This window comes from Pedococcus aerophilus, assembly GCF_039532215.1.
In the GTDB taxonomy this organism is placed as follows: Bacteria; Actinomycetota; Actinomycetes; order Actinomycetales; family Dermatophilaceae; genus Pedococcus; species Pedococcus aerophilus.
The window spans coordinates 506,403-532,260 of sequence record NZ_BAAARN010000001.1 but is presented as its reverse complement, the minus strand read 5'-3'; the positions used below and the strand labels follow the sequence as shown (position 1 = coordinate 532,260).

Annotated in this window: 19 protein-coding genes; 11 read left to right on the top strand and 8 right to left on the bottom strand. The window is 66.8% G+C overall.

Annotated features, from left to right (window positions below; genetic code table 11):
* Positions 1-20 precede the first annotated feature (20 nt).
* From ABD286_RS02465 to ABD286_RS02450, 4 genes are all read right to left on the bottom strand, one after another.
* A complete protein-coding gene (locus ABD286_RS02465; RefSeq protein WP_056920576.1) occupies positions 21-1,322 on the bottom strand; it encodes a type IV secretion system protein in 1,302 nt (433 codons plus the stop codon).
* Entirely contained in the window at positions 1,319-2,122 is an 804-nt protein-coding gene (locus ABD286_RS02460; RefSeq protein ID WP_344189936.1) for a hypothetical protein, read from the bottom strand. The genes ABD286_RS02465 and ABD286_RS02460 overlap by 4 nt, the downstream gene beginning before the upstream one ends.
* Complete coding sequence (locus ABD286_RS02455; protein WP_200947897.1) at positions 2,119-2,403, bottom strand: DUF6112 family protein; 285 nt, start codon at positions 2,401-2,403, stop codon at positions 2,119-2,121. Before ABD286_RS02455 ends, ABD286_RS02460 begins: the two co-directional genes overlap by 4 nt.
* A gap of 84 nt (positions 2,404-2,487) precedes the next feature.
* Entirely contained in the window at positions 2,488-3,327 is an 840-nt protein-coding gene (locus ABD286_RS02450; protein ID WP_344189933.1) for a C40 family peptidase, read from the bottom strand.
* A 306-nt stretch (positions 3,328-3,633) separates the two neighbouring features.
* On the opposite strand from ABD286_RS02450, the gene ABD286_RS02445 reads away from it, so the two are divergent.
* Positions 3,634-4,134, top strand: a complete 501-nt coding sequence (locus ABD286_RS02445) for a hypothetical protein (RefSeq protein WP_157598595.1) — start codon at positions 3,634-3,636, stop codon at positions 4,132-4,134.
* 351 nt (positions 4,135-4,485) lie between these two features.
* On the opposite strand, the gene ABD286_RS02440 is transcribed toward ABD286_RS02445, so the two are convergent.
* On the bottom strand, positions 4,486-4,878 hold the full coding sequence (locus ABD286_RS02440) for a hypothetical protein (RefSeq protein WP_344189930.1): 393 nt from the start codon (positions 4,876-4,878) through the stop codon (positions 4,486-4,488).
* Positions 4,879-5,289: 411 nt separating this feature from the next.
* Here ABD286_RS02440 and ABD286_RS02435 point away from each other — a divergent pair, with 411 nt between their 5' ends.
* Both ABD286_RS02435 and ABD286_RS02430 read left to right on the top strand, forming a co-directional pair.
* Entirely contained in the window at positions 5,290-6,063 is a 774-nt protein-coding gene (locus tag ABD286_RS02435) for a helix-turn-helix domain-containing protein (protein ID WP_056920570.1), read from the top strand.
* A 16-nt stretch (positions 6,064-6,079) separates the two neighbouring features.
* A complete protein-coding gene (locus tag ABD286_RS02430; protein ID WP_056920569.1) occupies positions 6,080-6,547 on the top strand; it encodes an NUDIX domain-containing protein in 468 nt (155 codons plus the stop codon).
* On the opposite strand, the gene ABD286_RS02425 is transcribed toward ABD286_RS02430, so the two are convergent.
* Both ABD286_RS02425 and ABD286_RS02420 read right to left on the bottom strand, forming a co-directional pair.
* The gene (locus tag ABD286_RS02425) at positions 6,544-7,047 is read right to left on the bottom strand and encodes an HD domain-containing protein (protein WP_235529351.1); all 504 of its coding nucleotides are present in this window, start codon (positions 7,045-7,047) and stop codon (positions 6,544-6,546) included. The two genes, ABD286_RS02430 and ABD286_RS02425, sit on opposite strands and share 4 nt — an antisense overlap.
* Before the next feature lie 89 nt (positions 7,048-7,136).
* Positions 7,137-7,478: a hypothetical protein gene (locus ABD286_RS02420; protein WP_056920568.1), complete on the bottom strand. Its 342-nt coding sequence runs from the start codon at positions 7,476-7,478 to the stop codon at positions 7,137-7,139.
* A 323-nt stretch (positions 7,479-7,801) separates the two neighbouring features.
* On the opposite strand from ABD286_RS02420, the gene mobF reads away from it, so the two are divergent.
* The 3 genes from mobF to ABD286_RS02405 all read left to right on the top strand — a co-directional run bounded on the left by mobF (position 7,802) and on the right by ABD286_RS02405 (position 18,592).
* The gene (gene mobF, locus ABD286_RS02415; protein ID WP_344189923.1) at positions 7,802-10,711 is read left to right on the top strand and encodes a MobF family relaxase; all 2,910 of its coding nucleotides are present in this window, start codon (positions 7,802-7,804) and stop codon (positions 10,709-10,711) included.
* 592 nt (positions 10,712-11,303) lie between these two features.
* Positions 11,304-18,260, top strand: a complete 6,957-nt coding sequence (locus ABD286_RS02410; protein ID WP_344189921.1) for a DNRLRE domain-containing protein — start codon at positions 11,304-11,306, stop codon at positions 18,258-18,260.
* 14 nt (positions 18,261-18,274) lie between these two features.
* Positions 18,275-18,592, top strand: a complete 318-nt coding sequence (locus ABD286_RS02405; protein ID WP_344189919.1) for a hypothetical protein — start codon at positions 18,275-18,277, stop codon at positions 18,590-18,592.
* A 65-nt stretch (positions 18,593-18,657) separates the two neighbouring features.
* Here the strand turns inward: ABD286_RS02405 and ABD286_RS02400 are convergent, their stop codons facing one another.
* Positions 18,658-19,080, bottom strand: coding sequence for a hypothetical protein (locus ABD286_RS02400; protein WP_344193359.1), 423 nt, complete (start codon positions 19,078-19,080; stop codon positions 18,658-18,660).
* 926 nt (positions 19,081-20,006) lie between these two features.
* On the opposite strand from ABD286_RS02400, the gene ABD286_RS02395 reads away from it, so the two are divergent.
* The 5 genes from ABD286_RS02395 to ABD286_RS02375 are packed head-to-tail and all read left to right on the top strand — an operon-like array spanning position 20,007 to position 25,858.
* Complete coding sequence (locus ABD286_RS02395; protein WP_344189917.1) at positions 20,007-21,188, top strand: sugar ABC transporter substrate-binding protein; 1,182 nt, start codon at positions 20,007-20,009, stop codon at positions 21,186-21,188.
* Entirely contained in the window at positions 21,189-22,721 is a 1,533-nt protein-coding gene (locus ABD286_RS02390; protein ID WP_344189915.1) for a sugar ABC transporter ATP-binding protein, read from the top strand.
* Positions 22,718-23,743, top strand: a complete 1,026-nt coding sequence (locus tag ABD286_RS02385; RefSeq protein WP_344189913.1) for an ABC transporter permease — start codon at positions 22,718-22,720, stop codon at positions 23,741-23,743. Before ABD286_RS02390 ends, ABD286_RS02385 begins: the two co-directional genes overlap by 4 nt.
* Positions 23,743-24,633 carry an enoyl-CoA hydratase/isomerase family protein gene (locus tag ABD286_RS02380; protein ID WP_344189911.1) on the top strand — a complete coding sequence of 297 codons (891 nt, stop codon included), beginning with the start codon at positions 23,743-23,745 and terminating at the stop codon, positions 24,631-24,633. Before ABD286_RS02385 ends, ABD286_RS02380 begins: the two co-directional genes overlap by 1 nt.
* Complete coding sequence (locus tag ABD286_RS02375) at positions 24,620-25,858, top strand: CaiB/BaiF CoA transferase family protein (protein WP_344189909.1); 1,239 nt, start codon at positions 24,620-24,622, stop codon at positions 25,856-25,858. Before ABD286_RS02380 ends, ABD286_RS02375 begins: the two co-directional genes overlap by 14 nt.

The following is a 25,858-nucleotide window of genomic DNA, read 5'->3' as shown; positions in this document are numbered from 1 at the left end:
GATGTGATCTCTCGGACTCATCAGGTGCTCCTGGGTGGCTGCGTCGGAACTGGTGGGTCGCCGCGCCCGACCGTCGCAGTGTCGAACGAGGGTGCGGCGGCCTCTACTGCGCCGATGGCCTTCTGCCCGGCGGCCTTCGTGGCTTGTGCCGTTGTGGCTGCGGCGACGACTGGAGCTGCGGCTGCTGAGACGGCTGCGGCGCCTCCGCTTCCTGCGGCAGCTCCCGCCGCCCCCCGACCGCCCGCGGCCGGGATCGCTGACGGTGCGGGTGTCGCCGGCCGGGAGGTGTTGATGAGCTCTGCCTCGCGGTCCTTCGACCAGGTCGGCGCCGAGGAACTGCGCGCTGGCGGCCTGGGCATGAGTGCGCGCGCTTGGTACTGCAGGGCGTTGACCTTCTGGGGTGCCCTGATGACGGTCCGGGCGCCTGCGGAGGCCTGCCCGGCAGTGGCGTGCGCGGCATACAGGGTGTCGCCCGCGAAGCTGAACATCTTGATCGCGACCCAGGGCGCGAACCCACCCATGAGCAGGATCAGCGCGCCGCCCGCGAGTTGCGTGCCGGTCTGCGTGGGGCCGCCGCCGTCCTGACCGGCACCGTTGAACACGGAGATTCCGATGCTCAGGATGATGACGAGCAGGAGCTTCGAGACGATCATTGCGCAGACGAACTCGACCCACTTGCGCACCCAGCCGCGGGTGATGTCGGCACTTGCGCCGGCGAACGCCAGCGGCGCCAGGACTGCGGCGATGAGCAGCATGACCTTGCGGATCATCATCGCGGCCCACACGACGACCACTGCCGCGAGGATGACGATTGAGAAGATGAGCGTGACCGCGGGGTTCTGCACGTTGGCGAGGCCGGTGAAGGCGAGTTTGGAGCCCAAGCCGTTGATGTTGGTGCCCATCGTGTACTGCACGAGGCCGGCACTGAGCGAGTCCACTGCTCCGAGGAGTACTCGTGTAGCGGTGAGCGCGAGTGCCGACCCGACGAAGCTGATTAGGAGTCCCTGCAAGCCACGTCCGAGTGCTGCCGGTTCGCGTCGCAGGACGGAGGCGATCATCTGGATGACGAACAGTCCCAGGCACAGGACCGCGGCGACGCTAGCGGTGGCGGCCATCTCTTTGGCCAGCTGGGGTGAGCTCAGGTCGAGGGTGGTGGCGGTGTCGATCTCCTTCCAGAGCCAACTCGTGGCGTTGGTCGCCGCAAGGCCGAAGTAGCCGGCCATGCGGCTGAAGGCGCTGTCGACCGCGCCGGTCGTCGCGCCCTGTGCGGCCTGCCCGGCCAGGCACATCGGGTTGAGGGCGAAGATGCCAGTGCAGCTCATGGCGCACCAATCGGGATGGATGCGTACGTCACCGCGGCGACGAACCCCCATATCGTCCGAGCGGGCGGGCCTTCGAGGTTGAGTGTCATGGCAACGCTGAACCTTTGCGTGTGGTCACCGCGAGAGCCCTTGGTATGCCGCGTCACCAGAGCGGCAACCTCGCGCCCGGTGATGCTCGGGTCCGTGATTCGACCGTCGGCCACGGCGTTGGTCCAAGCCAGTGGCTCCGTGACGTGCTGGATATGGACGGAGGTGTACGAACCGGCAACGGCTAGTTGCCTCCATTCCTGCTCGGTGGGAACGGGGGATGCTCCGTCGGCAGCGTCGCTGACCGAGTACACGGCGAGCCGATCGCGCAGTTCGGACGGCACCAGTCCGACCACCAGCGGTTCCTTCGTCGGTGCTGACTCGGTCTGCACCCACGCGAGGTGCGTCTGGCGTGGCGAGCGGTAGTCCTGGGTGAGCAACCGGCGGACGAACTCGGCGGCATACAGGTCGGGTTGTTGCGCTTGCTCGCCCGCGATCCGGCGCGGAGCGCCGCTGGCATACTCGGGCTCGACGGCGCGCAGGCGCTTCAAGTCCTGCTCTGCCGCAGGCGCGTCGGAGCCCCGAGCAATCGACGGGCGCGGTGACGTCCCCGCGGTGGCCGGAGCCCGCTGATGCGTCTGCACTCCTTCGCTGCCGACCGTCGTCGGTGAGGTGTGATTCAGAACTGTCCAGCCGGCAAGGACCAGCAGCCCGATGGCTGCGCAGACCGCGACGGTCACCCCGGTGCGGCCGCTGGCGTACAACCTGTTCATCGAAGCGAGGAGCCGGCGTTGTTGAAGAACGTGACCAACGTGTTGGCGGCCCCGATGAGCATCGCCGCAGCACCGGCGACGAGGACGCCGTTCTTGCCCTTGCCCGCGACGTGCGGGTTGGAGGAGTTGGCACCCACGGCCCAGGCGATCGATGAGATGGCGACACCGGCGACGGCGGCGATCAGACCGAACGTGAGCACCGCTCCGACGATGTTCTCGAGCGCGCCGATGCCGGGCAGGCCAGTGGTGTTGGGCTTGATGTCGATTGATGGTACGGACATGGTTGACCCCTTCGCAGCACGCGGGCCACTCCCGCGCATGTACTGGCTACGTCACGCTGGGGGCACCATGCGTCGCGTCGCAGATCAACCGATGTGCCGCAGGCCCGACACACCGCTGGTGGTGAAAGCGCTCAGGGTGGTCACCTTGACCACGTCGCCGGTCCTTGGTGCGTGGATGACGAGACCGTGCCCGAGGTACATGCCCATGTGCCCCGGCGCGGCAAGGCTGCCCTGGCTGCCAGGGATCAGGACCAGATCGCCGGGCACGAGGGCTGCCTCGATGGTCGGCGCACCGTCGCGCAGCTGGTCCCAGGTGGTTCGGCCGATTGGTATGCCGGCCCGCTGCCACGCCGCCTGGGTCAGGCCCGAACAGTCGAACTGATCTGGCCCGGTCCCTCCCCACAGGTACGGCTTGCCCAGTTGGGCCAGGGCAAAGGCGATCGCCGTCGCGGCCTGCTGGCTGGTGTCGGGCGGAAGCGCGTAGCCCTCGGGGAGGCCGTGCGATGCCGAATCGCCGCGAGGCATGACGTCGGACGCCCCGCAGTCCAGTCTCGATGCGTCGCGTTCGACGACCGCCAGGACTCCTGCGGCGCGGTCTGTCTGGCGTAGATAGTTCTCGCCGACCTCGGCCGAATAGCCGTTGGCGGATGTGGGTCGGCCGTCGAACGCGGACTTCTGCACCAGCTGTGCAGCACGCCAGGGCGGTTGCCCTGCCCAGTTGGGGATCGTCAGCAGGGCGTCGACGAAGAGTGTCGTGGATTCCGTGGCGCTCATCCGTTGCACTGCGCTGCCCCAGCTGCGCCGCTGCTGGAAGAGGCCGAGCGAGTCGTGGTCGTAGCCTGTGCCTTGCGAGGGCAGACCAGCGCCGCTGGGGTCGTTGGGGTTGGCGAGGATCCGCAGGTCCGACTCCGCCATGGCCGTCATCAACGCGATCAGCGCTGCTCCGTGGCCCCCGCGCCCTGAGGCTGTGCTCACCACGACTCTCGCGTTCTGGGCCTGGACAGCTGAAAGGCCGACCACGGGACCGGACGTCGTACAAGCCGGCATACGAGGCGCGCTGGGAGAGTCGATGGCAACCACGGTCGCCAACCCCAGCCCGCCGCAGCCCAACACGGTGGCAGCGACCGCCGTGGCGGCCATCCCGGTCAACCCCATGGTTGCCAGACGCGCAGCGGGGGGCACCATGCGTCACGCGCTTGCGCTGTCGGTGCCTGGGGCGACAGTGTGGTGATGAAGCGGCAGCTCAAGGAGAGAACCGTGAAGGTGAACAGTCGTCGTGCACCCCGGACCCTGACCCGTCCGGAAATCGCGGACGCCCGCGCCCTTGCGCTCGAGCTTGCCGGGATGCGTGAGGCTGCACCGATCGACGCAATGCTCCAAGGGCTCATACTTGAACCGGACGAGGTGGCCCGACGAGTTTCGGCGCTGTGGTTGCGAATCCGTGTTGATGGGCAATGGAGCCCGGCGAGCTGGTCACAGGTTCTCATCAGCGATCATCGGCTGTTGCTCCGACTCAGCGGCGGGGAGCTGGTGTCACTGTGGTGGGGGTCGCTCGTCGGATTCGAGGTGAACCTGGACGAGGAATACGTCATCCTGGATTTCGGCGACGGTCGCCCGCGGGCGCTATCCGGTCCAGGGGTGTCCCTGGTCGCCGTCGCTGGAGTGGCTCGGCTCTACGGTGTGGAGGCTCTGACGACGCATCCGGCGCTGGAGCCGTTGCGCGCCGGATGATGAGGAGCTGACGCCGGACGTAGAGGCGCTCGGCAGGGGTGAGGTCTCGGCCCTGCCCATAGATCGCGAACAGGCCGGCCCAGGTGGACGTGCCAGTCAGCAGTCGATGGACCGCTCGACGCTTGTTTGGGGGAAACCGCAGCTGGTCCAACATCCGCCGAGTCACGGTTCGGGAGTGCCCGCCTGCCTGCTTGCTCGACGCGGTCACCAAGGGTCGGGCGGCGCCGTACCGACTTGCCATCAGTGCCCTCGAGACCAAGAGATCCGCTGCGGCCGAAAGGCCCATCTCCTCGAACTCCTCGCAGGACAGCTCCAGACGTGCCGCAGCCCAGACTTCCCACGACATGACGGTCATGACGCCACCGGCTCCTCGGAGTCGAGCGCGCAGAACCGGAGCGGACCGCCGGCGGGCACATGCGTGAATCCGTGCAGGGCGTCGGCCAGGGCGGCTCTGCCAGATCCGTGCATGCCCTTGGTGGCAGCGCACCGCATCTGACGGTAGAGATCGGCCGGATTCATCGCCCGGGCGCACTCCTCGTGGTCGACGACCCACTCCATCGCCGCCAACAGCTCCTGGCTGGCGTAGTCGGCAGTGACGACCACCGGCGCCTTGGAACCCAGGGGAATGACGGTGCGCCGGGATCTCGTGCACAGGAGCGACTGCACCAGCAGCCAGAGCGCGTTTCGCTCCTCCGACGGCTCGGTGAGTGACGCACACCTGGCGAGCGCCTCGGCGATCTGCACTGCGTGGACTTCATCGGTCTTCATCGCTGCACCCCGGCTTCGTACCTTGCCGCGCCGACCCTCGCGGCGCTTCTGCGATCGAACGACGTGCCGTGTGGCACGGGAACCGTGCGGTCCGCATCTGTGGAGGTCCTGTTCGGCGTTCGAGCGCCGTCCACAGGTCGCGGGATCCTGCTCCCAGCCATTGGAGCGCCTTGCCCGTGGATGCGGTCTGAGTTATCCACAACCCCGCAGCGGATGGCGCACTCTTCCTCGTGTTTGGCCACTTGCTTCCCTGCCTTCGCGCGTCTCGTTCTGTTCCGATACGCACCAGTCAGCCCGCGGACTGTTGACGTTCACACCGCGTGTGAGTGACGCTTGGGACGTTTATGAACGACCAGTGAACGTCCCAACGTCCTGAAGTTGGCGCCGATGAGCAACGAGCGACTTGCCGCAGCGATCTCTCGCGGCCACAAGACGATTGAGCAGATCGCGCGCGAGGTCGACATCGATCCCAAGACGGTTCAGCGCTGGATGGCCGGTCGGACACCACACCCGCGGCATCGTTATGCGCTGGCTCACTTGCTGGGGGAGAGCGAGGAGTTCCTGTGGCCCGGAGTGCATCGCCGTCCGGCCGATGCACTCGGCGCGACGGCTGAGGTGGTTTCGGTCTACTCGCACCGTACGGACCTCAACCCTGACCGGTGGTGGGACCTCTTCCAAGGTGCTGATGCCCAGATCGACCTGCTCGGTTACACGCTCTACTTCCTGCCACACCAGCACCCCGAACTGGTCGAGCTCCTCCTCGAGAAGTGTGGGCAAGGGTGTCGTGTCCGCATCGCACTGGCCGATCCGGAATCCGAACACGTCCGGCGGCGGGACGAAGAGGAGCACGAAGCCATCACCTTGGTGCCGCGGATACGGTCGACACTGGGGGCGTTCGCGCCGCTGGTGGAGTGCGAGAACGCGGACCTGCGGTTCCAGGACGTCCCGCTCTACAACTCGGTCTTCCGGTTCGATGACCAGATGCTCGTGACCCCGCACCTCTACGGGATGCCGGGTCGCTCCGCACCATTGCTTCACCTGCGCAGGCTCGGACCGAGCGGGGTCTTCTCCCGGTTCTCGGCCCACTTCGAGGGGATATGGTCGGACAGCCGGGCGATCGACCAGGAGCGTCCCACTACACCGCTTCGATCCGGCACCTGATCCGAGGGGAGGAGCCATGGGCCGGCGCGACTTCTACGACGACCCTGCCGCACCGCCGGCCAACTCTTTGGTGCCTGCCGCCTCGGCCGTGGTCATCGACGACGACAACCGGATCGTGCTTCAGCGTAGGCGCGACAATGAGATGTGGGCACTGCCGGGCGGTGTGATGGAGCTCGGCGAGTCCGTGGCCGGGTGCGCGGTCCGTGAGACCCTCGAAGAGACGGGCCTCGAGGTCGAGGTCACGGGCATCGTCGGCGTCTACAGCGACCCCAAGCACGTCTTCGCATACGACGACGGTGAGGTCCGCCAAGAGTTTTCGATCTGCGTCCTGGCGCGGGTCCGAGGCGGGAACATCGAGGTCAGTGACGAGTCGCACGAGGTGCAGGCGTTCACAGCCGACGAGATCGCCGAGCTGCCGATGGTCCCATCGATCCGGCTGCGGATCAGCGACTACCTTGCTGGCGGAGCGCCGGCAGTTCGCTAGAGGGAGACCCCGGCTTCTGCGCAATGTCGTCGAACCCGTTCGCGACCGCGCTCGAACCCGGGCATGCCAGCGAGGACGGTGCGAGCCACCACGTGATCGGGGCCGTACCGCTCGACGATCTCCGCCAGACGGTCCTCGATGGTCACGAGCTGCCCATCGGGACTCGTGCTCAAGTCGCAGAACGTCAAAGCGTCGTCGAGGAGCGTTCCCCCAAAAGGAAACTCGTCTTCGTAGTCCTCGATCCCGCGCAGTCCCGCCTCATGCTTGGCGTTCGTGTGGTGGGCGACCAGACGCGCCAAGTCCTCCTCCCCAAACGAGCGAAGGTGTCGGGCGCCGTCGAGGGGATGGAAGCCAGTGGCCGCGAGCCCGGGGGCATAGCCGATGTCATGGAGGTATGCCGCCGCCACCAGTAGTTCCCGATCCCCGCCTTCGAACGGAAGAGACGCAGCTCGCGCTGCAACGGCTTGAACGTGCGCCCAACGTCGACCCAAGGTCGACATGAACTGCTCGGCCTGGGCACGCGCCCAATCGACTCGGTCGCCCCGCATCTGCCACACCATACGCAGGGGTGCGGTTTGGTGTGTAGCGGTCACGTCGTCGACGGATGTGCACCTGGCGACGTTCCGGTCCCGGCGGCCGGCCGGGCACCAGGGGGCTTGTCATCACCGGCGGCCTGGGCCGCCAGCTTCACGCGTCGCCTGAGCTCGCGAGGCTGCCTTTCGAGGAGCTGGGCGGCTCGAGACAGTCCGGAGACCGACACGAGGTCGGACTCGGCCATGGCGAGCTCGAGATCGATCGCGTCGAGGCGCCCGACCAGCGAGTCGAGGCGGCGCGCCACCTTGTCAACCTCGCGAAGGGCCTGCGTCTCGGCCCGTTGCGCCTCCAACAGGCGGAGCCGGGCTTGTTGGCCAACGGGATAGGGGCGACTCATGAGTTCCTCCTCGATTCGTGTGTCAGGTCAACGGCCGCCACGGGGCACCATTCGCATGAACCACCCGGACCTGACTGCCAGGCGCTGCCTAGGGCCCTACGAACCGTCCCCACCTACGCGGCACACGCCCTCGACCCCAGACCGCCACGCCCGGCACCTTCTGACCCATGTCACCGGTCTCGTCCCCACGGCCCTCCCGCCAGCCCGCGCTGGCTCCCTCCGCTCCACCCCGTCTGCGTCAGGCCCAACCTCGGATCCACACGTCTGGCACCAAGGTGGTCGGGTGGTCGCCGATGGTGCCCCCACGACACCGTTGTCCGACTATGACGATGTCGATCAGGCGCATGACTCTCGGGGCGGGATACCGCTACCTCATGTCCTCGGTCGCCAGGGCCGACGAGGCCACCAAGGTCGCTGGGCTGACTGGGTACTACGCGGCGACGGGTACCCCGCCGGGCTGGTTTCTGGGCGCCGGCCTCGCGGGTCTTGCCGGGGGAGTCGGCGTCGAGACAGGCTCGCAGGTCACCGAGAAGCAGCTGTGGAGGATGCTGGGGATGCTGCAGGACCCGGTCACCGGTGAGCAGCTCGGGCGACCGCCGACCGGTAAGGGAATGGTGTTCGTCGACCACCTCGGGAGGGTGCGGAAGGCGAAGTCGTCGGTGGCCGGTTTCGACCTGACCTTCTCCGTGCCGAAGAGCGTGTCGGTGGCGTGGGCGCTTGCGGACGAACCGACGCGAGCGCGGATCCACGCGGCGCACCAACGCGCCCTCAAGGCGGTGATCGCCTACGGGGAGTCCCAGGTGTTCGCCACCCGCACCGGCCACGCGGGGGCGATCACCGAGGACGTGCGCGGGGTGGTCGCCACCGCATTCGACCACTGGGACTCCCGCGCGGGGGACCCCCAGCTCCACACCCACGTGGTGGTCCTCAACCGGGTCCAGCCGGTGGTGGATGGCCGCTGGCGGACCCTGGACTCCAAGGGGTTGTTCCGGGCCGCGGTCGGCATGTCCGAGCTGTACAACGGTCTCTTGGCGGACGAGTTGACCCGTGACCTGGGGTGGGCGTGGTTGCCGCAGGAACGGGCTCGGTCGACGGAGCCGAAGTGGGAGGTCGACGGCGTCGGCAAGGAGCTGCGGGATGAGTTTGCGCAGCGTTCGAGTGTGATCGAGCGTGCCAAGGACGACCTGGTCGATGCGTTCGCGGCTTCCCACGGGCGGCAGCCTTCGGCGCGGGAGGTGATCGGGCTGCGGCAGCGGGCGACGCTGGCCACCCGTGAGGCCAAGCAAGTCAAACCGCTGACCGAGCTCATCCGCGGCTGGCGGGTGCGCGGTCGGGACTTCGTCGGCGACGACCAGCCAGCGTGGGTCGCAGCACTGGCCGGGCGGCACACCCAGAAGCTCGTCACCGCCGACGACCTGCGGCAGGGGATCCTCGCCGACGCCGCCACGCTGGTGGTGGCCAAGGTCGCGGACAAGCGGGCCACGTTCACCCGGGCGAACCTGCTGGCCGAGGCACACCGGCAGCTCCACGGGGTCCGGTTCGCCACCCAGGCCGACCGCATCGCGGCGGCTGAGCGTACCGCCACCCTGGCCACGGACCGCGCGGTCATGCTCACCCCCGCCGAGACCCTGAACGTCCCGGAGCACCTGCGCCGCGCGGACGGGTCCAGCATGCTTCGAGCCCGCAACAGCGAGGTCTACGCCACCCAGGAACTCCTCGACGCCGAAGCCCGACTCTTGGCCGCCGGACAGGCCACCGATGGCCCCACCGTAAGCACCCGCGTCACGGCCCGCCTGGGGCACATGATCGTACCCGGCAAGGAGCACGTCCTGTCCGCGGAGCAAGCCCACGCCGTCGCCGCTGTGGTCACCTCCGGCCGCCGACTCGACGTCCTCGTCGGTGCCGCCGGCACGGGGAAGTCGACCACCATGGCGGGAGTACGGGCAGCGTGGGAGGCCGAACACGGGCCAGGATCGGTGGTCGGATTGGCCCCATCGGCGGCATCCGCGGAGGTCCTGGCCGACGCGGTCGGGGTCCCTACCGAGAACACGGCAAAGTGGATCAGCGAGAACCAGCGCAGTCCGGAGCGCGAACAATGCCTGCGCGAGTACGCGGCGCGGCTTTCCGGCGCCTACCCCTGCGTTGCCACCCGCCAACTGCAGCAGCGTGCGGCCGCGGAACGCGCCGCATACGCCCGGTGGACCCTACGGCCTGAGCAGCTGGTCATCATCGACGAAGCGTCCATGACCGCCACCAAGGACCTGGACCACATCACCGCAGTCGCGACCCGGGCCGGTGCGAAAGTGCTGCTGGTGGGGGACTGGGCACAGCTGTCCCCGGTCCAGGCCGGGGGAGCGTTCAAGCTGCTCGCCGACGACCGCGGCGCCGATGTCGCGACCCTGCACGACGTCCGCCGGTTCCGCCACGAATGGGAACGCGACTCCACCCTCCAGCTGCGCACCGGCAACCCCGAGGCAGCCGACACGTACCTGGCGCACGGGCGGGTCGAGTCCGGTACGCGGGAGGACATGCTCGATCTCCTTTTCGACGCCTGGCTGACCGACACCCGCGCCGGGCGCCAGTCACTGATGATCGCCGCCGATGCCCAGACCGTCGCAGATCTCAACGCTCGAGCCCGAGCCCACAATGTCGCGGTGGGCGCAGTTGCTGACGGTGGTGTCACCACGGCTGACGGCACCACCATCGCGGTCGGAGACGTGGTCGTCACCCGGCGGAACGTCCGCGCATATTTCACAGGGCGCGGTTGGGTCAAGAACGGCGATGACTGGATCGTTCGCGAGACACGGGACGACGGATCGGTGCGCCTTTCCCGTCCAGACAATGGGGGCGTGGCGATCCTGCCTGCCACCTATGTCGCTGAGCATCTTGAACTCGGGTACGCCTCCACAGCCCACCGAGCCCAAGGCCGAACCGTCGACACCGCCCACGCCTACGTGACCCCGACTACGACACGCGAGCCGCTGTACGTCATGGCCACGCGGGGCAGGGAGTCGAACCGAATGTATGTCAACGTAGACCACGATCCCGACGACGGCACGAGGCACAACGAGCCGGAGCATGCCGAACCTGATGAAGTACTGCGCCACGCCATCGCCACGACGGGCGCGGACTCATCCGCCACCCAAACACGTCGTGACGAAGCTGCGGCGGCACGGGCGCCGTGGCGTGTCGACGGACACAGGGCGGCAGGAGTGGCCACACGCTACCTCTGAGTAGCTGTCCGTCCTGAAAGGGGTGGATTCAGGCGGCGGACGCAACAAGCTCCGTGAACCTCGCGCTCGGGCCCCACGCTCGGCGAACCTCGCGTTCGGGCCCCACGCTCCGCGTTCTGTCCTGAGTCGTGATAGCAGGCTGCTTCCCCACGTCGACGCTAGTCCGTTTGAGCCACCTCCGAAGTGTGTCTCCGTGGATCCCGAGCGGCTCTCCCGCGCATCGACACGCGCCATTGATGCTCGGCCCACCCTGTGCCTCGAGCACGTCCATCACCATCCAGCTCGAACGCTTGCGGAGGTTGTCCGGATACTTCCTCGGTGCTGCCGTGACTTCACCGCTTCGCGGGTTGGTAGACCCATCGATCCAGGGCCGGTTCAGAGCACGAACGAGCGGCCAAGAGCGCAGACCGTTGGCGTCCGCCGCGAACCGTTTCTCCACATCACATTGGACTCGGCCAGAGATAGGTCAAAAGGACTATCCGCTTCTTTTATAGGTAAAGAGTAGGCAAAGTGCGGGACGACGGATGCGTGTTGGCAGCAGAGTCCTTCCGTTCGCCCTCGAATAGGGCACTTGGGATCTGCAGGGTTAGGCATGTCAGAGTTGAAGTCGTCGCGTGTGTTGTCGTCAACGTTTAGCGGTGGGCGGCTGCGCCCGAGTTTCATGGCCACAGCGATGGCGGTCGCGTCGGCGTTGACGGTGACGTTGGGTATGGCGGCTGAGCCGGCGGCTGCGCTCGCGCCTGCTGCGACGAAGCCGAAGGCTGAGACCGTATCTGTGCGTCCGGATGTGGTGTCGGCGCGGCTGACGGCGCGGGCGCAGGGTGTGCGTGTTGAGGTTGAGTCTCTGCGTGATGAGACCTCGACGACGTGGGTGAACCCGGACGGCACGATGACGACGCAGGCCCATGCTGGTCAGATTCGGTTCCGTGACCCGTCCCTGAAGGATGAGCAGCACCCCGGTGGTGGTGCGTGGCGTGATGTGGACCTGACCCTGGGCGTGGCGCCGGACGGGACGGTGGCGCCGCAGGGACACCCGTCCGGGTTGTCGTTGGCGGGTGGGTCTAGGGCCGCTAGCGGTGCGGCGAAGTCTGCTTCGGAGACGGACATCGCGGGCGTGAGTGAGAAGAAGGGCAGGGCCAAGCAAGCCCGCGACGTGACCCTGGGGTGGTCAGGCAACCTCGGCACGCCGGTGCTGAAGGAGTCGACGGCGACCTATAAGGACGTCAAGCCCGGGGTCGACCTGGTGGTGGATGCGCGTCGGACCGGCTTTGAGCAGCACCTGGTGATCAACACCCCTGAGGCGTTGTCGGCTCTGGTTGCGCAGGCCGGGAAGGGCTCGGTGTCGTGGGACATCCCTGTCAAGACCAAGGGTCTGACTGCTCGCTCGGAGATGGACGGGTCGGTCTCGTTCGTCGACGCTGATGGAGCGGTGGCCTCGCGGATTTCCGCGCCGGTTGCTTGGGATGCGGTGAAGGATGAGAAGTCCGACGAATTCGTGAACCTGTCGCCGGTGAAGATGACGGTCGCCCAGAAGGGGTCCGGTCGCGCTGTTGTGACGTTGACTCCCGACCAAGAGTGGCTGACCAGCCCGGACCGCACGTTCCCGATCACCATCGATCCTACGTACGCCTCGGGCACCTCCACCGCCTCGTTCGACACCTACGTGTCATCGGCGTTCCCAACAGCGACCTACTCGACGTCTACCGAGCTGCGGGTGGGGACCTACGACGGGGGAGGGGACAAGTATCGGTCCTTCCTGACGTTCCCGATCAGCGGAGGCATCGGCGGCAAGGACATCATCTCAGGGTCCCTTTCCCTGTATGAGTTCCACTCTTACTCCTGCACCGCTAAGCCGTTCTATGTGTACTCGGCCCTGGGCGGGACGTCGTCGACGAACTGGAACAATCAGCCCAGTGGTGCCACCAGTTACGGGTCGCTCAACGTTGCTAAGGGCTTCTCGTCCTCGTGCGCGGGTGGACGGGTCAGTGTGCCGGTGACCTCAATGATCCAGTCGTGGGCGGCCAGTGGCTCCTCTGCTGGTGGCGTGCGTCTGTCGGCGTCGGAGACGGACTCCTACGGGTGGAAGAAGTTCTACTCGGTTGATTCCTCTCAGGACCCGTACATCACGTACACGTACAACCGGAAGCCCAACCTTGCGTCCGCACCGACTGTCGCGGGCGCTAACTCGTACACCGCGCCCGGTTCCTCGAACGCGATGCTGTTCACGAACCAGAAGCGGCCGACACTGAGCACGGTTGTCACCGACCCTGACAGCAATGGTGTGTACTCCAACATTCAGGTTCACTCCGACACGTCGGGCTCCGCCCTGGTGACGAACTGCGTGACGCCGCACCCGCCGTACACGGCCTCTGGGACTGCTGCGACGTGCACGCTCTCGACGGACCTACCGAACAACGACACGTACTACATCCGTGCGTCGGCTGGCGACGACCAAGGCCTGTCGAATGGCTACTGGTCACCCTGGACCACGTTGTACGTATCCCAGTCGACACCGCCGGCCCCGTCGATCAGCTGCACCAACGGGTATGCCAACAACACGTGGACCGACGCCGCCCCCACCACGGATGTCACGTGCACGATCAGCGCGCCCGGGGTAGCTGGCACGTACGTCGCGCCCGGATATATCGACCTGTACGTCGACGGTGCCACCACGGCAAAGCGTGTCGTCGTCACCGCCTCCAACGATCCGGCCGTCGCCAAAACGACGGTGTCGTTCACGAACGCCCAGAACGGGCCTCACACCATCAAGGCGATCGGACTATCCCGGTCGATGGTGCCTTCACCGGCGACGAACATCTCGTTCGGTTGGGGCGGCTCATCGATGACGTTGCCGAAGGTAGGGACCTCGACCTCGGGCACCATCAGCATCGCTGCCGCAGGACCGCCCAAGCGCAGCGCAAGCACCGTGACGGGCAAGCTCCAGTGGCGGGTCGCCGGTTCGGGCAACGAGACGACCGGGTGGAGCGACGGCCCGACGGTGGCCTTGAGCCCGGCGACGTCGAGCGACATCGTCAACGCGAACATCACGTGGGATACGCGGACCGCTGTGCGTGAGGCCGGTGCCAGCGCAGACCTCCCGTCGCGGACTCCAATCCTTTTGGATGTGCAGTACTGCTTCGTCTATGGCGGTGGAGCGACCCAGTGCACCTGGTCGCAGTCACCGCGGACCATTACCCGGCTGCCGCACGCCTTTGGCAACGGGTACCCCGTCGCTGATGCCGGCCCGGGCCAAGTTGCCCTGTACACCGGAGAGTTCAACACCTCCGCCACCGATGTGTCCGTACCTGGGTACAGCGGTGATCTGGCGATCTCACGCTCACACACCAGCTTCGACGGTGACGGCAGCACCGCCAGCTGGCCCAATGACCCGGTAACCGGTGTCTTCGGCCCCGGCTGGACAGCCTCCCTCGAAGGCCCGGACGCCGGCGCCGCAGGGATGAACGTCATCGACAACACCCGCCAAGACGGGTCCATCGTCCTGATCGACGAAGAAGGCAACCCGCTGGTCTTCGCCAACCCCGACGGCGCCCGGGTGTACAAGCCCAACACCAAATACCTGCGCGCTACCGACGACACCGTCGACTCCGGCGCACAACTGATGGTGGGTGGGACCGGGTCTGGGACGAGCTTCAAGGCCACCACCTTGACCCTTGTCGAAGAGGACGGCACAGTCACCACGTGGTCTCCGGTTAGCTACACCGCCAGCACCACCGCGTACGCCCCGACCGCGGACGTGTCGTGGAAACCAGTGTCGGTAAACGAAGCCGGCCAGGTTGGGTCCACCACCTACTCCCACGACGCTGCGGGCCGCGTCATCCGCATCATCGCGCCTGTTCCGCCTGCTGCCGACGGGACCTCCCCCGCTGTGACCTGCTCCCCGACAGGGACCTTGGTCAAGGGCTGCCGCGCCCTGAACATCACCTACGCCACGGTGACCGTTGGTGCCGGCACGGTCACCCGGGTTGCCTCAATCACGGCCACGCTGTGGGATCCTGAAGTTGCCGCCGGCGCCGGGGCGATGGCCACCACCACTGTGGCGTCCTACACCTACGACACCTCAGGACGCCTCGTAAAGGTCCTGGATCCCCGCACCAACTTGGGGACCGACTACACCTGGGATGGGACTTCCACCCGGCTGGCTTCGGTCAAGGCGACCGGACTCGCCGCTCAACGCCTCGCCTACGACACGACTCCCGGGGCCCCGCGGGTGACCACCGCCAGCCGCGACGACGCCACCGGTGGTTCCACCGCTGTGACCACCACAAGGATCCAGTACGGGATCGCTGTGACCGGATCCTCCAGTTTGCCTGACCTGAGCGCCAGCGCTGTGGAAATCTGGAACCAAGCCAGCGCACCAGTCACCGGGTACGCCGTGTTCGGTCTGGACGACACCGGTACTTGCTGCACCCGTGGTCAGCTGTACTACGCCGACGCCCAGGGCTACACCGTCAATACCGCGCAATACGGTGCTGGTGCATGGCAGGTCACCGCAACCGACTACGACGACAAGGGCAATACCGTCCGCGAGCTCGACGCCGGCGCCATCAACACCGCCAAGGCCGCCGTCGCCACCGGTGCCGCGCTCAACCCCGCCGAGATCGACGCCCTGTCCACCCAGACGGTCTACAACGACGACATCAGCGCCAGCGTCGACCCCGACGGCGCCGGGCCTCTGCCCGCCGCCACGAAGGTCGTCACCCCTGCCGGAACCTTGGTCACCGATGTGTACGGGCCGGCACGCGATGCCATGGTCAACGTCGTTGGCGAGGACGACATCCGACCCGTTCGTCCACACACCCACACCGACTACGACCAAGGCGCCCCGAACCGCGGCAACGGAACCGGGATCAACCCCGACACCCTCGAGCCGTGGCGGTTGCCCACCACCGTCACGACAGGGGCCGCCAGCAGCTTCGGCGCCCCAGAGGATCCTGACGTCAGCGTCTACTCCACCACAGTCAACAGCTACGCCAAGCTGTCCAGCGCCGACGCGACCGAGGGCGACCCCTGGAAGCTGGGATCCCCGACCAAGGTCACCACGGGAGGCATCGCGAGCACGACCAGGTTCGACGCTGAGGGGCGCACCACATCAGTACGCCAACCCTTGTCGACCGGAACCGATGCCGGCACCACCAACACGGTGTTCTACACCGCAGGGACAAACCCCGCCGACAGCGCCTGCGGTAACAAGGTCGAGTGGGCAGGCCTGACCTGCTGGACCGGACCTGCTGCCGCACCGACCACCGGAGCCGCAGGAGCCGCGACCCTCCCCGACAGCCGCACAACCAAGTACAACCAGTGGCTGTCGCCCCTACAAGAGGTTGAAACTTCCGGGACCGCGACGCGAACCACGGAAACCCGATACGACACCGCTGCCCGCACCACGAAGTCCTGGACCACCACCAGCGGTGTCACTGGGTCCACCGCACGAGCAGGTACCTACACGCACTACCGCACCGACAACGGCCTCGTCGACTACACGGGCAAGCTCAACACAGGCAAAACCGACGCAGACGCCACCGCACGCACCACGACCACGTTCGACGCGTGGGGACGAGCCGTGACCAGCACCAACGACCTCGGTGACACCACAACAACCACCTACGTCGCACCAGGCCAGCCCGGCGCCGGGTCAGCCGCCACCATCGACGAAGCACCTGCCAGCGGGGGAGGCGCGACCCAGCGGACCGCGTACTTCTACGACGGCACCGACGCCGACGGCAAGTCCGAGCGACGAAACCAAGTCACCCGGATGACCATCACCCGCTCAGGTACCGGCTCCAGCGTCCTGCAATACCAAGCCGCCTATGACGCAGACGGACAAATGGTCACCCAGAAACTGCCCGGAGCGATCACCCAACGCACAACACTCGACGCCGCCGGTGAACCCGTCGCGATGCAGTACACCGGACAGGTCACCCCCGTCACCGAGACAACCGACACCGACGGCAACGTCACCTACACCCCCGGTACCCCAGTTCAGAACCAGCCCTGGCTGGCCTGGAGCGTCACCAACGACACCCAAGGCCGTGTGCGAAGCGAAGCCACCGGACCCTCCGCAGGCTTCGACGGAGCCCCAGGTGTCAGCGACGTCACGGAGATCTCACCAGGAATTGGCGAAGCGGTTTCTTACGACCGCACTTACCAGTACGACTCCGCGGGCCGACTCCAATCCGTGATCGACCGCACAGCACCCACCCACCTCGAGACCCTCGACGCCGCACCCTGCGACGTGCGCAGCTACTACTACGACAACAACGGCCGACGCACCAAGTCCGCCACTACCTCCCACACCGACGGAGACTGCACCGGAACGTCGAACACCACTTCGTCTTCCTTGACGTGGGCCTACGACACCGCCGACCGACCCACCGCGGGGGCCAACGGCGTAGGCCAGTACACCTACGACGCAATGGGTCGCCAGACCACTATCCCGAGCTCCGATGCCCCAAGTAGTGCAGCCGGAAACATCACCTTGGGCTACTACGACGACGACCTCCCACGATCGGTGAGCCAGAACGGGACAACCACCACGTTCGTCCTTGACTCCGCCAACCGGCGCCTGCAGGCCGACACAACCACGGGAACGCAAACCACCCGGACCATCCGGCACTACACCGAAGGGGGCGACAACCCGTCCTGGATCGTCTCAACCGATGCCTTGGGGCAGCCCAGCACGATCAGGTACGCCGAATCCATCGGTGGAGACCTTGGGGCGTCGATATACGCAGACGGGTCGGCAGCACTGTCCCTGGCGAACCTGCACGGCGACGTCGTCACCACCGTCCCGATGGACGCAAGCCAGGCATACACCACGCCATCCGTCGTCATCAGTGGCTGGTCGGACTATGCCGAGTTCGGAACTCCCCGAGACCCGGCGGCCACTGCAGCCGTGGCCGGCGCAGTGGGATACGGGTGGCTTGGGGCCAAACAGCGTTCCACCACCGCCGAAACCGCCGGGCTGACCCTCATGGGTGACAGGCTCTACAACGGGATCACTGGGCGATTCACGGCGCTTGACCCCGAGCCAGGTGGTAACGCCAGTTCTTACGGCTATCCCAATGACCCCATCAATCAGACCGATCTGGATGGCCACCGAGCATTCTGGAAGAAGAGATCTTTCTGGAAGAAAGTCGGGACAGCGGCTCTTTGGGGCTCAATGTTTGTGCCTGGCCTTGGAATGGCGGGAATGGCTGTACGCGGAGCAATCTGGGGTGTCCGTGCCTATCGCACCTACCGTGCAGTCAGTGGCTACCGCAGTTTTCGGGCGGCGCTCTATGTCACCCGGAACAGCTCCCGGGCAAGGGCAGTCGGAGCCACCTTCTCGCGAGGCAGTTTTAGCAACTCTAGCCGCTCCTTCGTTTATCACTACGGCAAGCATGGACACCGCTACAGCAGTCCCCGCCACTACCATCAATCAGCCCGCCGGGCGCTAACGTGGTACCGCGGCTCGACAAAGGCGACCATTCGCCGAAGCCCTGGAGGCAAGCTCAACCATTCTCGCGACCGCTGGCATTCGTTCTGGTGATTAGGGGGGCAACGATGACTGCTAGACGCGACCGAGCAATCCTGCATGAAATTTGGAAAGTTGTTGATCGCTATTCCTACGATCCTGAGCTTGATGATCTTCAGGACGATAAAAACTTCAATCTTGCGGCGGAAGAACTGTCGGATTTACTCGCTGGTTGGATGGACAGATCGTCGCGATCTGCTGATTCTGGGAAACCAGATGCCCAGCGTCTGATCGCGATCCTGCGCCAGCACCACCTGCCTCCCCGCGACCTGGTGAAAGCCTTGGATCAGTTGGAGGCGCTCCTCAGAAGAGCGAATCCTCCGGCAAGTTTGAATCCGGACCTTTGACTTGGGCCCTCTGCCGGACCACGCGGGGGCACCCTGTATGGAGCCAACTTCTGCGCGAACGCCAGTCACGCCGCCCGCGCGATGGCCTGCTCCACCACCGCCGCCATCACGACCCGGGAGTGGTCATACACACCAGTCACGACCTTAGCCTCACGCACCTCACCAGAACCGGCGTCGACCAGCTGAACCCCGCTGATAATGTCGACGCCCCACAGTTGCGTCGGCCCAGGCCGCTCGAAGCGCACGAATGGGTCCGCGACCTTCTTCGTGGCCGTCCCTCGACCAGCCCTGCCCGCCGCAGGGTCCAGTTGATGGCCCTCGGGCGTATTGAGCGCTGTCTGCAGGACTTGGGCGTTCGGCCACTCGGGTGACACGTTCCCTTCCATCATGTCCAAGAACCAGACGGCGTCTAGGCCCTGCAGGAAGGCATCGCCAAACGCCGACGCGGCTATGGGTTCGAGGTGCTTCCCCGGGTCAGCCAGGCCCATTCCTCAAGCCCGCGCCTGAAGGTCTCGTTGTCGAATTGCCGGATCAACTCCACGGCCGCAACCTAGCGAAACAGAGAACACGAATGGCGCGGTTCCGATAGGTCGGGCGCAGAAGTCGGCCTTGGGGACGTCCGCTCATCGGCATTATGTGAGTGAATATGGCCGCTGACCTTGCGGGTCAAGTGGGCGTGCTCGCTGCGCGATGGTGCCCCGGCGAGTGCGTGGGCATGGCGAGTGCCGATGCAGGCCCTCGTTGGCGAGGAGATCGAGGGGGAGGGGGCTTGTTTGACTAACTGCTTGACAACCGGTGCGCGTCCGAGCGGATGCCGGCGGACGGCGGGGGACTGTTTCGTGCTCAGATGGACGTCTGGACACGTTGACGGATGGTCTGGGAATGCTTGACACGGAAGAGGTCACTGGTTCAAACCCAGTATCGCCCACCAGTACGAAACAGCCCCTGACCTGCGGAAACGCCGGTCAGGGGCTGATTCTTTGGGTCGCGTCGGGGGCGCCTGCTTGACCAACTGCTTGACTAAGTGGGCGCGTTTCGACCCTGGTGGCGGTCCCCGTACGTCCGCCGACGTGTGTGGACGTCCGAAGATGGGCCAGTCACTTCCCATGCGGGGAAGAAGTCACCGATCGAGGCGACCTTGCGACGTGAGACGCCCAGTCACGGAGTCGGTTACGTGGGTCGCGCTGACATCGAGGGCCACCACACCCCGTACGGCGCAGCCTGTGATCGTCTGCTGACGAATCGGTGCAAGCGTGACCTCTTCACCCTGGCCCGCAGCGAGGCGGTGTCGAGCTTACGCCATTCCAAGATTGCCGGTGAAAGATTGTAGACAATCTGCGGAACTTAGCCCTACCGTGAAGCCACCCCGCGGTTGGGCAATGGTGCCCCCGCCCTCGAATCTTGGAGGACCGCAATGCGGCGAAATCTCGGAGCGCACGCGCTGACGGCATCACTGGCGGTCGTCACCGCGCTGGGTCTGGCGGGTTGTTCGGAGGGCGCGAGCCCCAACGGTGCGGCCGCCGCAACCGCCTCCGGCCCGGCCGTCGACACCTCGGCCGCGAAGGCCGAGATCGACAAGGCCAAGGCCCTGGCGACCTTCACCGCGCCCGGCCCGGCGTTCGACGTGTCGAAGGCCCAGGGCAAGACGATCGTGAACGTCAGCCTGAACAGCACGGTGCCGTTCAACCAGATCGTCGATGCGGCGATGGGCGAGGCGGGGAAGGAGGCCGGCGTCAAGGTGGTGCAGTTCACCAACCAGGGCCAGGTCTCGCAGTGGATCCAGGGCGTCCAGAGCGGCATCGCCCAGAAGGCCGACGCCATCGTCCTCGAGGGTTCGCCCGACCCGAAGCTGCTCGGCCCCCAGCTGGCTGCCGCGAAGGCGGCGGGCATCCCGGTCATCAGCACCCACCTGTACGACGAGTCCTACGTCGAGACGGCCAAGAAGGAACAGCCGAACATCGCGGCCTTCGTGGACGCCCACCACTACCGGGCCGGGACCCTCATGGCCGACTACGCCATCATGAACTCCGGTGGCCACGTGAACGCCTACTTCGTGACGTCGAACGAGGTGCAACCTGCGGCAGGGATCGCCAAGGCTTTCAAGGACGAGCTCGCAGCCAAGTGCCCCGCCACGTGCAAGGCCGAGATCGTGAACATCCCCATCTCGGACTGGGCTACCAAGGTGGCGACCCAGGTGCAGACGGCGTTGCTGAAGGACCCCTCCATCAACTACGTGGTGCCGGTCTTCGACGGTATGACGTCCTTCCTCACCACCGGCATCACCCAGGCCGGCAAGACCGGGAGCGTCAAGATCGTGGCCTACAACGGCACCGCCTCGGTCATGAAGATGATCCAGGACAAGAACCTCGTCGTCGCCGAGGTCGGTGAGCCCCTCGAGTGGCTCGGCTGGGCCAACATGGACCAGGTCCTGCGGGTCCTGACCGGCACCGAACCCGTGGCCAGCGAGAAGACCCCGCTGCGCGTCTTCGACTCGACCAACGTCGACGAGGCCGGCAAGCCGGTCAACCAGAAGGATGGCTACGGCGACCCGAATCAGTTCAAGGACGGCTACCGGACCCTGTGGGGACTGAAGTAGATGCCCGACGTTCTCGAGATCGAGGGCCTGGCCAAGACGTTCGGCGGCGTCAAGGCACTGCAGGGCGTGGACCTCACGGTGAGAGCCGGTGAGATCCACGGCCTGCTCGGCCAGAACGGCTCCGGCAAGTCGACCCTGATCAAGGTCCTCGCCGGCTTCCACCAGCCCGATCCCGGCGGACGCCTGCGGGTCAACGGCCAAGAGGTCTCGCTGCCGCTCGCCCCGGGCGAGTACAAGTCGCTGGGCATGCGCTTCGTCCACCAGGACCTCGGCCTGATCCCCTCGCTCACCGTCCTGGAGAACCTCTTCCTCGACGAGCTCGCCACCGAGGCCTCGGTGGCGATCCCGTGGAAGCAGTGGCGGGGCCGGGCGCGCACGCTCATGCAGCGGTACGGCGTGGAGCTCAACCCCTCGAAGCTGGTCAGTGACCTGCGCCCGGTGGAGCGGGCCCTGCTCGCCATCGTGCGGGCCGTCGCGACAGCGCCGAGCAACGGGTTGCTGGTCCTCGACGAGCCGACCGTCTTCCTTCCCCAGGACGACACCCAGATGCTTTTCGACGTCACCCGCAACGTCGCAGGCACGGGAACCGGGGTGTTGTTCGTCTCGCACGACCTCGAGGAGGTCAAGCAGCTCACGGACCGGTTCACCGTCTTCCGGGACGGCCGCGTCGTCGGCAGCGGTGCCACTGCCGACCACACCCGCGAGCAGATCGTGCGCCTCATCGTCGGGCACGACCTGGAAGCCGTGAGTCACCGCAGCGCGGCCCAGCTCGCCGCCTCGCCGCCGGCGGCGACGGTGACTGGTGCGCGTGGCGGCCTGGTCGCCGAGGCGTCGCTCGTGGTGCACCGTGGCGAGGTCCTCGGCGTGACAGGCCTCTCCGGGTCGGGCTTCGAGGACCTGCCTTACCTCATGTTCGGCGCCTCGAGCGCCGAGGCCGGTCGCATCGAGATCGGTTCTGCGACAACGGAACTGCGGCGACAGAACCCGACCAAGGCGTTCAAGCAGGGCCTGGCCCTCGTGCCGGCGGACCGGCCGCGCGACGGAGCCATCCTCAGCCTCTCGGTGCTGGACAACGTCAGCATGCAGACGTTGCCCACCTACCAGCGCGGGCCCTTCCTGCGGCGCAGGAAGATGCAGGAGGAGACGCGCAAGGTGTTGTCCACGTTCGACGTGCGACCGAGCGACCCCACCCTGCCCTGCTCGAGCCTCTCGGGCGGCAACCAGCAGAAGGTCCTGATGGCGAAGTGGCTGCAGACGCGCCCGACCGTCCTGATGGTCCACGAACCAACGCAGGGCGTCGACGTCGGCGCCCGCGAAGAGATTTTCTCAGTCTTGCGGTCAGCGACCGCAGAAGGGATGGGCGTGCTATGCGCCAGCAGCGATCACGAACAGTTGGCCCTGATCTGCGACCGGGTGCTGATCTTCCGTCAGGGCCTCATCGTGGCGGAGTTGACGGGAGACCAGATCAGCAAGGAGCGGCTCTCGGAGCTGTCGTACGCGGTGCAGGACCCGTCGAAGGACCTCGCGTCATGAGCGCGCCCGACGACACCAAGGACAGCACGGCCACCAAGGACGTCAAGAACAGCAGGTCCTCGAAGGCCAACCGCCTGGACCTCGTCCAGCGCGTGGCCCTCCCGTTCGCCTGGTTGCTGCTCATCGTCGGGTTCGGTATTGCCAACCCCAGCGTCTTCCTCACGGCAGCGACCTTCCAGACGATGCTCGGGTCGCAGGCCGTGCTCCTCGTCCTGACGCTGGCTCTGATCGTGCCCCTGACGGCCGGCGACTACGACCTGTCGGTCGCCGGGGTGCTGACCCTGTCGGCGATGATGGTCGCCATCCTCAACGTCCAGCACGGCTGGCCGATCTGGGCGGCGGTGCTCGCAGCCCTGGCGATGGCGCTCGTAGTCGGTCTCGTGAACGGACTGATCATGGTCTACTTCGGCATCGAGTCGCTGATCGTCACCCTCGGCATGGGGACGCTCCTCACCGGAATCACGTTGTGGGCCAGCGACTCCGCCACGATCTCGGGCATTTCGCAGGGGCTGGTCGAGTACGTCATCGTCAAGCGATTCGCTGGCATCTCGCTGGCCTTCTTCTACGCGATCGCCCTGTGCGCAGTGCTCTGGTGGGTCCTCGAGTACACCTCGATCGGGCGCCGTCTGCTCTTCGTCGGCCGCGGCCGCAGCGTGTCCAAGCTCAGCGGGGTAAGGGTCGGACGCGTCCGGGTTGGTGCGCTCATGGGCTCCTCGGTCCTCGCCGCCCTGGCGGGGGTGCTGTACGCCGGGACGTCCGGTGGCGCAGACCCCAGCTCGGGCTCCAGCCTGCTGCTCCCGGCGTTCGCCGCTGCCTTCCTCGGCGCGACGAGCATCATGCCCGGACGCTTCAACCCGTGGGGCACCGCCATCGCGGTGTACTTCCTCGTCACCGGCATCACCGGGCTGCAGCTCATGGGTGTCCAGTCCTACGTCCAGCAGTTGTTCTACGGAGGCGCTCTTCTCGTCGCCGTCGCCCTGTCGCAGCTGGCCCGTGGCCGGGTCCCGCTGGACAACGGGTGATGGCCACGATGACCGAGCTCGCCGAGCTGGTCGCGATCCTACAGGCGCAGGCGCCGGACGAGACCGTCCAGGACATGATCGGGCTCGAGCTGGCCGGCCTCGGCAAGAACCGCCTGGTCGGCGTGGTCACCCTGAGCCGACCGGCGCAGCACAACGCCCTGACCCTCGCCGGGTGGAAGCGGCTCGGGGAGGTCTTCACCGAACTTGCCGACCACACGGCCCTGCGGGCGGTCGTCGTCCGTGGTGCCGGGACCAAGGCCTTCAGTGCTGGCGCAGACATCAGCGAGTTCCCGGCTCAACGGCTGACCCCGCTGGACGCCGACTCCTACAACGCCGCCATCGCCTCCGCGCTGCGCGCCGCCCAGGCACTTCCGGTGCCGGTCATCGCGATGGTCGACGGCCTTGCCGTCGGCGGCGGGTGTGAGCTGGCAGCAGCCTGCGACATCCGGATCGCCACCACCCGCTCCCGGTTCGGCATCCCGATCGGCCGACTCGGCGTCACCCTCGGGCTGACCGAGACCCGCGCAGTCGGGGGAGCCCTCGGCCGGGCGAACCTCATGTACCTCGTGGCCACAGGCAAGCTCATCGACGCGGATCAAGCGTCCTCGTGGGGGTTCGTCCAGCAGGTCGTCGCCCCCGAGGCCCTGCTCTCCGAGGTGAGCGCATTGGTCGCCAACATCGCGGCCAGCTCCGAGGTCACCATCCGTTCCACCAAGGTCACGACCCTCCTGGGACCGGACCCGACCGTCACCGACGACAACGCCACCCTGCGCGCGTTCCACGAGCAGGCCTACGGCGGCGCGGACCTGAAGGAAGGCGTCGCAGCCTTCCTCGCGGGCCGCTCGCCGGAGTTCACCACCGAAAGGACCTCTGGTCATGGCAGCGCTTGACGGACTCAAGGTCGTCGACCTCACCCGATACCTCTCAGGACCGACGCTCACGATGCTCCTCGCCGACCTCGGTGCCGACGTGGTGAAGGTCGAGACCCTTCCCACCGGTGATCCGGCCCGGCAGTCCGGTCCGTTCCACGAGGAGGAGAGCGTCTACTACCTCGCATCGAACCGGAACAAGCGCTCCCTCGCCGTCGACCTGCGCCAAGCCGAGGGGCGCGAGCTGCTCCTGCGGCTCATCGACGACGCGGACGTGTTCGTCCAGAACTACCGTCCCGGCACCGCCAACGCCATGGGGCTCGGGGCGGACGAGCTGCGGGCGCGCAACCCCCGGCTAATCTACGTCAACATCAGCGGCTTCGGCACGCGACCGCCCGGGGACGCCCTGCCGGGCTTCGACCAGACCGCCCAGGCAATGTCGGGGCTGATGAGTGTGACGGGCACCGAGGACACCGGAGCGCTCCGCGTGGGGATCGCCGTCAGCGACTCCTCGACCGGGGTCTTCGCCGCGGTCGGCGTGCTGGCCGCCCTGCACGAGCGCGACCGCACCGGCCAGGGAGCGGTCGTGGAGGCCTCGCTCATGGAGTCCACCCTGACCCTGATGTCGTACCAGGCCCAGAAGTACCTCAGCCTCGGGATCGTCCCCGGCCGTGACGGCAACGACCACCCGATCATGTTTCCCCAGGGCACGTTCAAGACCGGCGAGGGCTCGATCACCCTGGCGTCGGGGAACGAGAAGATGTGGCGCCGCCTGTGCGCCGCCCTCGGGCTCGACCACCTGGCCGAGGACCCTCGCTACCTCGACAACGCGGCCCGGATGGTCAACCGCGGGGAGCTGCGGCAGTCCATCGAGGACGTGCTGGCGCACCAGTCGGCCGAGGAGTGGATCCCGCAGATCAACGCGGCTGGTGTCCCGTGCGGCCCGGTGCTCGACCTGGAGCAGGCCCTGAACCACCCCATCACCCGGGCCCTGGACATGGTGGAGACCGTCGAGCACCGCGAGCTCGGCCCGATGAAGGTGCTTGGCCAGGCCGTCAAGGTCGAGGGCAGCGAGAAGGGCTGGCTGCGTCGCCCCGCACCGATGTTCGGGGAGCACTCGATCGAGGTGGCGAGGGAGTCGGGCGTTGGGGAGGCCGAGATCCACAGTCTCCTCGCGACCGGAGTGATCGCCGACCTGCAGCACGTGCCGCACGACCCGGAGTCGACCATCGATGCAGCACAATGA

What these genes read in the sequence shown, in the direction of transcription:
- ABD286_RS02465 (WP_056920576.1), bottom strand. Translation starts at nt 1,322, where the DNA reads ATGAGCTGCACTGGCATCTTCGCCCTCAACCCGATGTGCCTGGCCGGG.
- ABD286_RS02460 (WP_344189936.1), bottom strand. Translation starts at nt 2,122, where the DNA reads ATGAACAGGTTGTACGCCAGCGGCCGCACCGGGGTGACCGTCGCGGTC.
- ABD286_RS02455 (WP_200947897.1), bottom strand. Translation starts at nt 2,403, where the DNA reads ATGTCCGTACCATCAATCGACATCAAGCCCAACACCACTGGCCTGCCC.
- ABD286_RS02450 (WP_344189933.1), bottom strand. Translation starts at nt 3,327, where the DNA reads ATGACGGCCATGGCGGAGTCGGACCTGCGGATCCTCGCCAACCCCAAC.
- ABD286_RS02445 (WP_157598595.1), top strand. Translation starts at nt 3,634, where the DNA reads ATGAAGCGGCAGCTCAAGGAGAGAACCGTGAAGGTGAACAGTCGTCGT.
- ABD286_RS02435 (WP_056920570.1), top strand. Translation starts at nt 5,290, where the DNA reads ATGAGCAACGAGCGACTTGCCGCAGCGATCTCTCGCGGCCACAAGACG.
- ABD286_RS02430 (WP_056920569.1), top strand. Translation starts at nt 6,080, where the DNA reads ATGGGCCGGCGCGACTTCTACGACGACCCTGCCGCACCGCCGGCCAAC.
- ABD286_RS02425 (WP_235529351.1), bottom strand. Translation starts at nt 7,047, where the DNA reads ATGTCGACCTTGGGTCGACGTTGGGCGCACGTTCAAGCCGTTGCAGCG.
- ABD286_RS02420 (WP_056920568.1), bottom strand. Translation starts at nt 7,478, where the DNA reads ATGAGTCGCCCCTATCCCGTTGGCCAACAAGCCCGGCTCCGCCTGTTG.
- mobF (WP_344189923.1), top strand. Translation starts at nt 7,802, where the DNA reads ATGACGATGTCGATCAGGCGCATGACTCTCGGGGCGGGATACCGCTAC.
- ABD286_RS02410 (WP_344189921.1), top strand. Translation starts at nt 11,304, where the DNA reads ATGTCAGAGTTGAAGTCGTCGCGTGTGTTGTCGTCAACGTTTAGCGGT.
- ABD286_RS02405 (WP_344189919.1), top strand. Translation starts at nt 18,275, where the DNA reads ATGACTGCTAGACGCGACCGAGCAATCCTGCATGAAATTTGGAAAGTT.
- ABD286_RS02400 (WP_344193359.1), bottom strand. Translation starts at nt 19,080, where the DNA reads ATGGGCCTGGCTGACCCGGGGAAGCACCTCGAACCCATAGCCGCGTCG.
- ABD286_RS02395 (WP_344189917.1), top strand. Translation starts at nt 20,007, where the DNA reads ATGCGGCGAAATCTCGGAGCGCACGCGCTGACGGCATCACTGGCGGTC.
- ABD286_RS02390 (WP_344189915.1), top strand. Translation starts at nt 21,189, where the DNA reads ATGCCCGACGTTCTCGAGATCGAGGGCCTGGCCAAGACGTTCGGCGGC.
- ABD286_RS02385 (WP_344189913.1), top strand. Translation starts at nt 22,718, where the DNA reads ATGAGCGCGCCCGACGACACCAAGGACAGCACGGCCACCAAGGACGTC.
- ABD286_RS02380 (WP_344189911.1), top strand. Translation starts at nt 23,743, where the DNA reads ATGGCCACGATGACCGAGCTCGCCGAGCTGGTCGCGATCCTACAGGCG.
- ABD286_RS02375 (WP_344189909.1), top strand. Translation starts at nt 24,620, where the DNA reads ATGGCAGCGCTTGACGGACTCAAGGTCGTCGACCTCACCCGATACCTC.